The 12,138-nt window shown below is 39.8% G+C and carries 11 protein-coding genes; 8 read left to right on the top strand and 3 right to left on the bottom strand.

Annotated elements, in window-relative coordinates:
• Nucleotides 1-29: 29 nt before the first annotated feature.
• Both IF202_RS00475 and yghU read right to left on the bottom strand, forming a co-directional pair.
• Nucleotides 30-1,847, bottom strand: coding sequence for a methyl-accepting chemotaxis protein (locus IF202_RS00475; protein ID WP_191592915.1), 1,818 nt, complete (start codon nt 1,845-1,847; stop codon nt 30-32).
• 233 nt (nt 1,848-2,080) lie between these two features.
• Nucleotides 2,081-2,881, bottom strand: coding sequence for a glutathione-dependent disulfide-bond oxidoreductase (gene yghU / locus IF202_RS00470; protein WP_191592914.1), 801 nt, complete (start codon nt 2,879-2,881; stop codon nt 2,081-2,083).
• A gap of 236 nt (nt 2,882-3,117) precedes the next feature.
• On the opposite strand from yghU, the gene msrA reads away from it, so the two are divergent.
• The 4 genes from msrA to IF202_RS00450 all read left to right on the top strand — a co-directional run bounded on the left by msrA (nt 3,118) and on the right by IF202_RS00450 (nt 6,011).
• The gene (gene msrA / locus IF202_RS00465) at nt 3,118-3,744 is read left to right on the top strand and encodes a peptide-methionine (S)-S-oxide reductase MsrA (protein WP_191592913.1); all 627 of its coding nucleotides are present in this window, start codon (nt 3,118-3,120) and stop codon (nt 3,742-3,744) included.
• A gap of 230 nt (nt 3,745-3,974) precedes the next feature.
• Nucleotides 3,975-4,547, top strand: a complete 573-nt coding sequence (locus tag IF202_RS00460; RefSeq protein WP_191592912.1) for a porin family protein — start codon at nt 3,975-3,977, stop codon at nt 4,545-4,547.
• A 158-nt stretch (nt 4,548-4,705) separates the two neighbouring features.
• Nucleotides 4,706-5,443 carry an oxygen-insensitive NADPH nitroreductase gene (nfsA, locus tag IF202_RS00455; RefSeq protein WP_191592911.1) on the top strand — a complete coding sequence of 246 codons (738 nt, stop codon included), beginning with the start codon at nt 4,706-4,708 and terminating at the stop codon, nt 5,441-5,443.
• A 43-nt stretch (nt 5,444-5,486) separates the two neighbouring features.
• Nucleotides 5,487-6,011, top strand: coding sequence for a peroxiredoxin (locus IF202_RS00450; RefSeq protein WP_191592910.1), 525 nt, complete (start codon nt 5,487-5,489; stop codon nt 6,009-6,011).
• A 113-nt stretch (nt 6,012-6,124) separates the two neighbouring features.
• Here the strand turns inward: IF202_RS00450 and IF202_RS00445 are convergent, their stop codons facing one another.
• Nucleotides 6,125-7,069 (bottom strand): LysR family transcriptional regulator, encoded by a 945-nt coding sequence (locus tag IF202_RS00445; RefSeq protein ID WP_191592909.1) that lies wholly within the window; start codon nt 7,067-7,069, stop codon nt 6,125-6,127.
• A 156-nt stretch (nt 7,070-7,225) separates the two neighbouring features.
• On the opposite strand from IF202_RS00445, the gene IF202_RS00440 reads away from it, so the two are divergent.
• The 4 genes from IF202_RS00440 to IF202_RS00425 all read left to right on the top strand — a co-directional run bounded on the left by IF202_RS00440 (nt 7,226) and on the right by IF202_RS00425 (nt 12,132).
• Nucleotides 7,226-7,882: a nitroreductase family protein gene (locus tag IF202_RS00440; protein WP_191592908.1), complete on the top strand. Its 657-nt coding sequence runs from the start codon at nt 7,226-7,228 to the stop codon at nt 7,880-7,882.
• A gap of 189 nt (nt 7,883-8,071) precedes the next feature.
• A complete protein-coding gene (locus IF202_RS00435; protein ID WP_191592907.1) occupies nt 8,072-8,728 on the top strand; it encodes an NAD(P)H-dependent oxidoreductase in 657 nt (218 codons plus the stop codon).
• A 466-nt stretch (nt 8,729-9,194) separates the two neighbouring features.
• Entirely contained in the window at nt 9,195-10,121 is a 927-nt protein-coding gene (locus IF202_RS00430) for a TAXI family TRAP transporter solute-binding subunit (protein ID WP_191592906.1), read from the top strand.
• 112 nt (nt 10,122-10,233) lie between these two features.
• On the top strand, nt 10,234-12,132 hold the full coding sequence (locus IF202_RS00425) for a TRAP transporter permease (protein WP_191592905.1): 1,899 nt from the start codon (nt 10,234-10,236) through the stop codon (nt 12,130-12,132).
• Nucleotides 12,133-12,138: the final 6 nt, after the last annotated feature.

Here is a 12,138-nt window from a genome sequence, read left to right as displayed (position 1 = left end):
CGTAAAGCATGGTCTGCTTAACTAGGCTCTTATTCTATAAACGAACGAACGTCTAATACGCCCTCTTCAAAAGACCAATTAGGATCATCGTAGTTTTGACCTAACCATGTATCTGTTAATTTTCTGTATTCTGTCTGTTGGCGATATTTTTTAATAAAGGTATTCGTTACCTCAAGCAAAGTACGGTTATAGGACTTAGATTCTACCGCTACAGAATAGAACCACAGATCCTCACATAAGCTCCCAAGTAGGATCTCCAACTTACCTTTCCAAGGACTAGCATCGCCATAACAAGCCCAATGATATATTGGTAAATCCACAGCGAAAGCATCTACTATTTCTTTGGTCAAACAGTCGTGAATTTGAGTTTGATCGTTATACGCTAATAAATTGGACAACTGAATGGTGCCGCCTGGTTTGCTTCGATTACTCTCCCAACGAATACCTAGATCTTCTAATATTTGTATTGCTGCAGGGTCGTTAATACAGCCCAAGACCTTACCGTCTAAATCTTTAATACTTTGAATGTGTGTATCGCCTTGGCGCTTGGCTAAAACATATGGAAGAAATACATAAGGATCCGAAAAGACGACATTTTCATTAGGCATAGGTGGCATGGCACTCAGCACCATGTCGACTTCAGCTTCACCCTGATGGGTGCCAGTTTCTAAAAGCTGCAAACAGCGATCCCAAGGGTGTTCTACAAAACTGCATTTTACACCTAACCAATCAGCAAGCGCTCTCGCCATATCCGCATCAAACCCGCTCAGAGGGTCATTCGGTTTTACTCTATAAGAAACACCTACAAATGAAGGTTCAATCGCAATTCGAATTTCACCTCGTTTTTTGATTTCTTCTAAACGGTCATAATTAGAGTTAAGGTGAAGCTGCTCCTTATTGACAACTTTTTCTAGCGAATCTTGATCTGATGAGAGGGAATTTAGGTTAGTACCTATATCATCGAGCAGTTGATGACTCCAATAACTCTTACCATCTATTTGTTCACAAGCGCTGTAACTAAGACCTACAGTGGCTTCAACAACTTTATTATTACTGTCAATTTCGCACAATGAGCCATCAATGTCTGACATCAAACTTTGGATGCTATCTAACGATTCCTGCACTTGGCTTGATAGCTCACTAATCTGCCTGTCTGTGCTGGCTAAGATACCTTCTAGCTGCTCGCCCACACCTGAAAGATCCATTTGTAAGTAAGCTTCCTTTGTACTCGCTTGAGTTCGCATGGCTAAATCACGAATTTCTCCTGCCACAACAGCAAAGCCTCGACCGTACTCTCCTGCCTGAGCAGCTTCAATAGCAGCATTAATTGATAGTAACTGAACAGTTTTACCGATTTCTTCAATCGATTTAATCACCGTCATGGCATCCTTAGAGCGACCATCGATAAGCTGCTGTAATTCCGAGAACTGATTAGTAAATAGCTGACTTGTTTGTCCTAATTTCTGCTCTATTTCGGTACGCAGCTCAGTTGTGTTGTCACCACTATGTTGCAAAAATACTTTTGTTTTACTGACAAAATCATTTTGTTCTGTAGTCCTCGCTTGTACTTCACCGAGAGATCCTTGTAATAACTCTTGAGCTTGTTGGCTGTGTCTTTGCAAAGCTTTAAGACGCCCAATCAAAGCAACAAGGGAATTATTATTAATAGTCTTAGGCTTTTTCCCACTTGTCGCTTCAACTAAAATGGTACGCAGAGAGTCTGGCATATGCTTTGAACCAAGTGCTAACGCTTCGTCAATATTGCCGTCACACAAAAGCTGTTTCCAGTCTGGAGCCCTGTCCGCTTTCTGATACTGAGCTTCTACCCACTCGGCTAAAAAAGCCATACTTTCCCCTTAAAACATTCCTGTTAGAAAAATAAAAATACTAATAGGAATTTTATAAGCAAAAAATAGACCGTTAATCATCACAAAAATTAAAAAAGGGACAGACTTGATAAAGGTCATCCCTTTTTAGAAGCATTCTTTTACTAGATCTATAATGATTTGTTAGCGCTTATTAAAATAGTTAAGCTGCCTAAAAATCACTTGCAGAACTAACCTGCTCACACGATGTTACTTCAAATACGATTAACCTCAAGGCCGCGCTGAACCGCAGGGCGTTGCTCAATAACTTTTGCCCAACGCATAAGGTTTTTATAACTTGCTACATCAAGGAACTCGGCTGCGCCATATAAATTACCAAGAACAAGACTTCCATACCAAGGCCAAATCGCAATATCTGCAATAGAGTATTCATCGCCTGCCATATAAACATTTTTAGCTAAATGTTTATCAAGTACATCTAATTCTCGCTTCACTTCCGTTGTAAAACGATCAATTGGGTATTTCATTCTTACGGATGAGTAGAAATAAAAATGCCCAAAGCCGCCACCTAGGTAAGGGGCACAACCCATTTGCCAAAATAACCAATTACGGCACTCTGTTTTCCCTGCATGACCTTTCGGTACCAAGGCATCAAACTTGTCAGCAAGATATTGCAGTATAGAACCAGACTCGAACACTCGTGTTGGTGGCGTTATACTGTGATCCATTAAAGCTGGTGTTTTTGAATTAGGGTTTATTTCAACAAATCCTGAAGAAAGCTGTTCACCTTTTCTAATATTAATCAGATGAGCATCGTATTCAGCGTTGCTGATACCTTGTTCTAAAAGCTCTTCTAACATGATGGCTACTTTCTGGCCGTTAGGTGTCGACATGGAATACAGTTGTAATGCAAGTTTGCCAACAGGTAGAACTTTTTCATGGGTCGCGCCAGAAAAAGGGCGATTGACAACCGCTAGGTTACCGACATTTTCAGAGTTCCATTCCCATACTTTAGGCGGAATGTAGTTTTCATCTGGATTCGTATCAGAGCTCATTATTTATTCTCTCTTTTGAAATTCATTGTAATAATCCCAAGACAGCACACGTCTAAAAACTAAATGATGATATTTATCTTATATGGGACTGACTATTCCGTTCACAATATCGTAAGGATGAATTAATTCGTCAATGTCCTATTTGCCTATGATTAATGTCTAAGCCAATGCATGACATCAAAGGCATAATATTAAAAACAGAGTAATAAAACATGGTAAATAAAAAGGTATTCAACATGAAAAATAGCGCATTACTAAAACGTACTTTAGGACTAGCGGCTATCGTGAGCACCAGTCTGTTTACTAATACAGCACTTGCCGCACCACAGACTATGATCGTGGCGGGGGGTTGTTTTTGGTGTGTAGAATCTGATTTCGAAGCAGTTGAAGGTGTAACAGACGTCGTTTCTGGTTACACAGGAGGGCACGTTAAAAATCCGACTTATCGACAAGTCGCGGCAAAGGGTACAGGTCATTTTGAAGCGGTTGAAATCACGTTTGATGATGAAATTGTATCATTCAAAACGTTAGCGGATTACTTTTGGAAAACCATCGACCCAACAGACGCATACGGACAGTTTTGTGATAAAGGTGCACCTTATAAAACGGCAATGTTTTATCAAAACGAAGAACAGAAGTCGGTATTCGATGCATCTCTAAAAAATGTCGAAGAAACAAAGCCTTTTACAGATAAAATCGTAACGGAAATTCTTCCTGCCAGTGAATTTTATGTTGCTGAAGAATATCATCAGAGCTATTACACAAAGAATCCAGCTCGATATGGTTTTTATCGCTTAAGCTGTCGACGTGATAGCAAAATTGAAAGCTTATGGGGCAGCGTTGCCAGTAAAGAACTTCATTAAGCTTTCCTTTAAAACAATTTTTTTCCTTCGAAGCCTACTTAATTAAGTAGGCTTTTTTGACTTTCTTCCCTTCAAGAATGATCAACAAAGTAACATCAGTCTTGATTAAGCGAATAGAAAATGAAGCAAATCTGCAAACCACACCTAAAACCTAGCCAAACCAAATTCAATTCTCCAAAGTAATAGCTCACTTATTCAATACCCACAAAGTAACGAAGAGGAGAAAGGAAATGAAAACATCAACCTTAGGAATTATTGGCAGCATGGCTTTAGCAAGCACGTTAAGCTCTGTGGCATTGGCCGAATCATCACAAGCAAACACGTCAGGTTTGTATATCGGTGGTAACTACGGTTATTTAAAAGTAGAAAGTGATGACGACTTCGACGATAGCAATGACGTAACCCAAGGTATCATTGGTTATCGATTCAACCCATTTTTAGCCGTTGAAGGGAGCCATATCAACTTTGGTCGCTATGGCGGCAGTCTTGCTAATGCAGAAACTAAAGGTTATACCGCTGCACTGAAAGGCACACTTCCGATTACTGAAACGGTAGAAATATTTGTTAAAGGCGGGCAACTCTGGCACGAGACAGATTATAACGTGGCAGGATTTTCAGGAAGCTCAGACGACAAGAGTTTATTCGCTGGTGCCGGTGTCAGCTTCAATGTCACTGAAAATCTACTAGTGAACGCACAGTACACTTGGTACGACGTTGATATAAATGCCGATAACGTCTCTTCTGATAGTAAGTTTGAAACAGATTTTAATCAGGCTAGTGTTGGCGCAGAATATCGCTTCTAATTTAAAACACGATAGCTGAAAAGGTGTCCAGTTATAAGGGCGCCTTTTCATCCACTTTTATTCATGCTGATAGAAAAATTAGCCTTTGACCAACGTCTTTGTACGCTCTACTATTTGCTCTCTACTCAGCCTAAAAGAAGTATCCAAAGATGTCAGTAATGAATCCTATTCTTCAAGCTCAACAATCCCATAAATCTATTCGCCAATACACAGAACAGCCGATTGATGACGCTTTACTAAGACAGCTTATTCAATCAGCCCAAGGAGCGGCTTCTTCAAGCTTTATTCAGGCTTACTCTTTGGTTCAAGTCACCAATAAAGAGAATCGAGCTAAGATTGCAGCATTAGCAGGCGGACAAAAATGGATCGAATCTGCTGCCGAATTTTTGATTATTTGCGCCGATTTAACGCGAGTAGAATATTGCAGTATCGAAGAAGGTCTTGGTGAATTAGAAGGCAACGCAGAACATTTTATTGCCGCAACAACGGATGCAACTTTTATGGCTCAGAATCTCATGCTTGGTGCAGAATCTGTTGGCCTTGGTGCTGTCTTTATCGGTGGAATCCGAAACGATCCAGCACAAGTGGCTGAAATGCTAAACTTACCAAAACAAGTGTATCCTATATTTGGTCTTTGTCTTGGCTATCCAGATGCGGAGCCAGACTTGAAACCACGCTTCCCAGTGGATGTAATATTACACAAAGACAGCTATGATTCATCTCGTTGCAAAAATGATGTTACTGCTTACGATGCTCAAATACACGCGTATTATCAAAGTCGTGACGAGAATCAAAAGAACAGTAACTGGTCAGCTCAAACTGCTGGTGCAGTACAGAAAAAGAAACGTGAACATATGCTAAGCTTTCTGCAACAACAAGGCTTTTTAAAACGCTAACGCATATAATATGCATTGGCTATACACTCAAAAAGGACGAAAAATGCTTACTAACGTACCTAACATTACTTTTAAAACACGTGTTCGTAATGATGCACTTAGTGGAACAAACCCATTTGAATGGAAAGATGTAACCACAGATGACTTGTTCAAAAACAAGAAAGTGGTTGTTTTCTCTTTACCTGGAGCGTTTACACCAACATGTTCAACGACTCACCTACCTCGCTACGAAGAGCTTTACAGTGAATTTAAAGCTCAAGGTGTTGATGCTGTTGTTTGTATCTCTGTAAATGATGCTTTCGTTATGTATCAGTGGGGCAAAAGCCAAGACGCGAAAAACGTTTTCCTACTACCAGACGGCAACGGTGACTTCTCTCGCCAAATGGGCATGTTAGTGAAAAAAGACAACCTTGGCTTTGGCATGCGTAGCTGGCGCTATAGCATGTACGTTGAAAATGGCGCTATTCAGAAATTATTCTCTGAAGCTGGCTTCCAAGACAATGCTCCAAGCGACCCGTTCGAAGTATCTGATGCTGACACTATGTTGAGTTACTTAAAATCTCGTTAATTTAGACGATACAACAAACTATTTTAGTTGTAATTTATAAGTAACAAAAAGGGCAAGTGGATAATAATTCACCTGCCCTTTTTATTACATTCGAATTCAGTCTACTAGTGAATTCACAAACTAATCGCCAAGATCTCTCTATCTAACATTCCGCTCTCTACTAGCTCTGTGAGCAAGACCTTTGTTTTTTCTCGAAATAAGTCTCGCAATAAGCGAACCGTCGGCGTAATAGACTGACGACTAGGACAAACCAACCAAAGCTCCCCCATACCGACTTTATAATCAGGTAACAATGGTACAAGACGCCCATTCAATAAATCATCAGCAATATCTAATGATGACTTAATCGCAATACCTTTTCCCTCTACACACCAGCGTCGAACCAAATCTCCATCATTCGCGGCACAATAGGCTTTCGGCTTAATTTTATACGTTTTTTCTGAATCAGAAAAAAGCCAAGCGTCATTAAGAATTTCTTGTAACTGATAAAATAAACCTTGGTGATTAAGTAAATCTTTCGGCTGCTCTGGGATGCCAAATCGTTCTAAATAATCAGGGCTCGCGCAAATGAGCCTAGGAACATTGCATATTTTAAAACCATACAGATTAGAATCGGCTGGTGCCCCATAGCGAAGAGCCATATCCAATGCATCACGGTAGAAATCAATATTACTGTCGCTAATGTGTGTTCTTAACGTCAGCTGTGGATGCTGTTCCATAAACTCATTCACCCATGGAATCGCAATATTCCGGCCTAAATCTGACGACACTGCAATCCGAATTTCACCACTAACAATACCTAAATCAGCATGAATTGTTTGCTTGGCTTGATCTAGCATAGACAGCGCTGCTGTACATTGAGGTAAATAGCGCTCCCCAGCACTCGAGAGTCGAAGATGCCGTGTCGTTCGCACAAACAGTTCCACACCAAGCGCAGCCTCTACTCGCTTTACTGCTGCACTCGCCGTTGCCATTTGCATATCAAGGTGATTCGCTGCTGCGGTAATACTGCGAAATTCAGCGACCTGTAACACAACTTGTAAATCTTCCAATTGCATATACGGCTCCAATAAAAGGTAATCATGACACAATTATCAAATATTTTTTGATAATAATTCAATATTAACACCGTATTTCATTTTAAAAAACACGGTTAATATAGCGACATCAGATTCGGTGAAGCACCGATATTGCACTTTTTATGGAGACAAAACATGTCACACTCAATTATTACTGATTTAGAAAAACGCCATACGGTAAAGCATTACGACGAGTCTAAAACTATCTCAAAAGAAGACTTAGATGTTATCTATGAAACATTACGTTTATCGCCTTCTTCTATAAATTCTCAACCTTGGAAGTTCATCATCATTGAGAGCAGTAAAGCAAAACAATCTTTTGAAGACACTTTTGCGAATAAATTTCAGTTCAATCAAAAACATGCTAAAGCGGCGTCACACGTGATTTTATTCGCTCACAAAACGCATTACTCACGCGCCGACTACGGTAAAGTCATCGACAGAGATATAGAAATAGGCCGCACTAAGCCTGAAGATAAAGAACAAGCATTTGGTGCTTTTGCCTTCGTTGATATGAATACAGACGAAACAGGTAACAACGCAGCTTGGACAAAAGCACAAACCTACATAGCACTTGGTAATACCATGCATGCATTAGCTCGTCTTAATATTTCATCTACACCAATGGAAGGCGTAGATGCAGAATTAATTAGTGAACTTTTCTCAGAAGAGCTTGCTGGTTACCAATGTGATGTTGCACTTGCAATGGGTTACAACGACCCTGTATCTGACTACAACGCAGCCATGCCAAAATCTCGCCTAGTAAAAAATGACATCATTACTGTTCTGTAAATAGCAGAACAGTTCTGTTTAGTATCGACAAATCAAAGAGCAAACTATGAAAGTAGATTGCTCTTTTTTACCTAATAAAACAAAAAAGACAATAACTACTCCATTTTTCATTTCATAAAAAAGCCGTTAATATGGCGCTATTCAGTTCGGCGGACAGCCGGCGTTTAATTATTTTTTATGGAGACGAAAGTGTCACACCACATCATCGCTGATTTAGAAAAACGCCATACAGTAAAGCATTATGATGCTGCTAAAAAAGTTTCTAAGGAAGACTTAACTATTATCTATGAAGCGTTACGCTTATCGCCTTCTTCTATCAACTCTCAACCATGGAAATTTGTTGTGATTGAAAGTGATGCAGCAAAACAACGTTTTGAAGATACCTTTGCAAACAAGTTCGAGTTTAATAAAAAACATGCAAAAGCCGCGTCACATATTATTTTATTTGCACACAAAACCCACTATAGCCGTGACGATTTTTCAAAAATCGTCGATAACAGTATTAAAATCGGCCGTGTGCAACCAGAAAATAGAGAGCAAGCTTTCGGTTCATTTGCTTTTGCTGAAATGAACACAGATGCAAATGGCAACACAGAGGCTTGGACAAAAGCACAAACTTACATCGCATTTGGTAACGCTATGCATGTTATGGCTCGCTTGAATATTGGTTCCACCGCGATGGAAGGAATAGATGCAGAGCTCGTTGGAGAAATTTTCAAAGAAGAACTAGAAGGTTACCAATGTGACGTTGCACTGGCGATTGGTTACAACGAGCCTGAGTCTGACTATAACGCGGCATTACCAAAGTACCGCCATGATTTAAAAGACGTTCTCACTGTTATATAAGTTCTAAACGACTCATTCCTTCTATGTTTGAGTCGTTTCTTTTTCTGTCTTAATTAACTCAATACTCTTCTCTCACTTCATTTTAATCTTTCACTATACCGCTGGCTTACCAAAGGCTTTCTAGTAGTAAGCTAAGCATATTTAAGCTCTTTGTAATCTCCTTTCTAAAATTTAAGCATCACCCCCATAAATCACGATGACACGTTAATAAAAACGCTTTTTAGTTTTTAAGCGTTCCTACAGCCACGAATCACCTTAAATTTGTTTAAAAAGGGTTTAACCGAAATGTAAAATATAGTTTTTTTATTGATTTTTTATAAAATAACGTTATTTTAGTTATATATTTAAAAATATACATTTTATTAAGAGGTACTTCTTTAAAGAATCATCAGAAATCAGCTAGCTAAAATAAGCACTATGAAAACAAAAATAATAAATAAGCATCAGCTTAAAGAGGATAGATCAGATGACTAAGTTCATAAAAGCAGCCGCAATATGTCTCATAATGACCAACGCATTACTTGCTCAAGCCGCCGAGTTAAGAGTCGGTACAGCCAGTTTAGGCGGGGCGTTTTACCCAATGGGGCAAACCATTTCAAATCTCGTTAATAAATATGGGACACAAGGCTCGATGATGATTCCGGTTGTCACCGGAGGGTCAGTACAAAACCCTCGCTTACTTGGTTCTGGTGAGGTTGATATCGCTATTACAAATAACAATTTAGCCGCACTTGCTATCAAAGGTGTTGGTCCTTATAAATCTGGCCCAATTGAAATGAGCGCTATTGCCGCATTGCATCCAAGTGTATTACACATGGTTGTTATGAAAGGCAGTGATATTAAAACGATTGAAGACCTAAAAGGAAAAAGAGTTGCGGTAGGCCCAGCTGGTGGTGGCACTCTAAGCTTTCTAAATTTTTTATTATCTCTTCATGATATGTCTTTAGACGATATGACACCTAGCTTCTTATCTTACTCTGATGGTTTCAGCCAATTATCGGATGGTGCTATCGATGCTGCATTTGCCTTATCAGGCTATCCTGCAGGCGCGGTAATGCAAGCTGCCGCATCTAACGATTTAGCTTTTATTACTTTCTCAGATGGCATGTTAGAAAAAGCCCTTGAAGCAAATTCTGTTTATCGTGGTGTTTTAATTCCGAAAGAAGTTTATGGTACAGAGTCTGCGGGCCTTGCGATTGGTGTGAACAACATGCTGATCGTCGCAAATTCAACCTCTTCTGAAATTGTAGAAGACATTCTCCACTCTGTTTTCGACCACCTTGATGAATTCTCAGCTCAAAATGCCAATGCAAAACAGATTGATCCTTTAATGTCCTTAGATCTTTCTATCCCATTACATCCTGGTGCTAAACGTTATTTCGAATCACGCTAATAATTTTAGCTCACGCGATTTATAACGTAAGAAAACGCAACTATATCCACTAACTTTTATGAGTTAGTGAGATTTAGCAACGTTTTTAGCAATATCATGATAGGAGAATCTAATGAATCAAAATGGCCTGTATGGCTCTTTGAATAAATACAGTTTATCTGCCATTGCACTGCTATTTGGTCTGTTTCATTTAGCCGTGATTTCGGGCCTTTTTTCCATCTCTACGATGAGCATGCGATTAATACACCTGAGTTTTGCTTTGTCTCTCCTATTTGGGCTGAAGCCGTTTTCTAAAAAGCTCGCTGGTACAAAAATAAATACAGCCCTGTCTACAGTACTCATTCTGATGACATTAGCCTCCGGTTACTGGATGCTAATGCGTTGGAAACCTATTGCCTTTAGTGGTGGTATGGTCGAGCCGATGGACTTCTACGCTGGTATTGTAATCTTAGTATTAGTATTTGAAGCCGCTAGACGAGGCGTCGGTACCGTTCTGGCAGGCATTACCTTCGTCTTCTTCTCTTACCCGTTTATCAGCAGTTATTTACCCGGAGTATTAAATAGTAGAGGTTACAGTTTTGAACGTATCGTGACGTTTCTAACAACCAATACTCAAGGCGTATATGGCATTCCTATTGGCGTAGCAGCGACTTATATTATTGTATTTACTATTTTTGGTGCTTTGTTATCAGGCTTTGGGGCTGGAGACTTTTTCTTCCAAGTGTCTATGCGCTTTACTCGTGGTTTACGTGCAGCAAGTGCAAAATCTGCAGTTATTTTCTCAACTCTTATTGGTATGGTTTCTGGCTCTGCGGCTGGTAATGTAGCGGTAACAGGCACTGTGACAATTCCTATCATGAAACGTGAAGGTTACGAGCCTCATCAAGCAGGTGCTATTGAGGCTGTTGCGTCTACTGGTGGGCAGTTAATGCCACCTGTTATGGGCGCCGCTGCATTTATTATGGCGGAAATTGTCGGTGTGCCTTATACAGAAGTAATGACCACGGCCCTGTTACCAGCAATACTATTCTTTGTTGCCATTTTTGCCATGGTTCATTTACAAGCAGTTAAGTCTGGCATCCAACCTAAAACTTCAAAGCTAAACGTAGAAGAAGACAAGCCATTGTCGGTGCTTTTACTTGAAGGTCTACCTTTCATTGCGACTTTCATGACGCTTATCGGATTAATGTTAGTTGGTTACTCACCTTTCAAAGCATCCATGTGGGCAATGGTAGTTTTATTAGGACTAGATATTTTAAAACGCAAAAAAATCGACATGGTGTTTTTATCTAAACTTGCCACTGGTATTAGTGATGGCGCTAAAAGCGTAATTACTATTTCTGCCGCTTGTGCCGCTGCTGGCATAATTTCTGGTATTTTAGGAGTCACTGGATTAGGTTCAAAAATTGCATTACTGATAGACATTGCTTCAAATGGCTATCTTCCTTTAGCGCTATTTTTCACAATGATCACTTCCATCATATTAGGTATGGGGCTACCTACAACCGCAGCCTACCTTATCTTGGCGACAGTTATTGCACCAGCGTTGGTAAATTTAGGCGTACCTGTTCTGACGGCTCATTTCTTTGTTTTCTACTTTGGTTGTATTTCCACTATCACACCACCCGTCGCTCTAGCATCTTATGTGGCTGGTGGCATTGCTGGAGCAGATATTAATAAGGTCGGTTGGACTGCGGCATCTTATGGCTTAAATAGTTTCATCTTACCGTTTGCTTTTTGTTTCTCTCCTGCGCTGTTACTAAGCGGAAGCTTCTTTGGTGGCATTGTCGCCGCCATCACTGGTGTTTTAGGCATAATTTGCATATCTGTAGCCGTGATTGGCTGCTTGTATCAACCAATCAATACATTAATGCGATTTGCTTTTTTTATCACTGGAACCCTTCTGTTATTTCAAGGTGTCATACCAGCATTAATAGGACTAAGTACCTTATTAATTCTGGTATTACTTGAAAAATATAAACAAAAAAACATTCCTAAACTGTCATTATAAGGAGCC

Origin of the sequence: Marinomonas colpomeniae, assembly GCF_014803385.1 — a bacterium.
Lineage (GTDB): Bacteria > Pseudomonadota > Gammaproteobacteria > Pseudomonadales > Marinomonadaceae > Marinomonas > Marinomonas colpomeniae.
This window is presented reverse-complemented; position numbering and strand designations above follow the sequence as displayed.

Coding starts and splice junctions, on each gene's coding strand:
- yghU (WP_191592914.1), bottom strand. CDS start 2,881: ATGAGCTCTGATACGAATCCAGATGAAAACTACATTCCGCCTAAAGTA.
- msrA (WP_191592913.1), top strand. CDS start 3,118: ATGAAAAATAGCGCATTACTAAAACGTACTTTAGGACTAGCGGCTATC.
- nfsA (WP_191592911.1), top strand. CDS start 4,706: ATGAATCCTATTCTTCAAGCTCAACAATCCCATAAATCTATTCGCCAA.
- IF202_RS00460 (WP_191592912.1), top strand. CDS start 3,975: ATGAAAACATCAACCTTAGGAATTATTGGCAGCATGGCTTTAGCAAGC.
- IF202_RS00475 (WP_191592915.1), bottom strand. CDS start 1,847: ATGGCTTTTTTAGCCGAGTGGGTAGAAGCTCAGTATCAGAAAGCGGAC.
- IF202_RS00430 (WP_191592906.1), top strand. CDS start 9,195: ATGACTAAGTTCATAAAAGCAGCCGCAATATGTCTCATAATGACCAAC.
- IF202_RS00445 (WP_191592909.1), bottom strand. CDS start 7,069: ATGCAATTGGAAGATTTACAAGTTGTGTTACAGGTCGCTGAATTTCGC.
- IF202_RS00440 (WP_191592908.1), top strand. CDS start 7,226: ATGTCACACTCAATTATTACTGATTTAGAAAAACGCCATACGGTAAAG.
- IF202_RS00450 (WP_191592910.1), top strand. CDS start 5,487: ATGCTTACTAACGTACCTAACATTACTTTTAAAACACGTGTTCGTAAT.
- IF202_RS00425 (WP_191592905.1), top strand. CDS start 10,234: ATGAATCAAAATGGCCTGTATGGCTCTTTGAATAAATACAGTTTATCT.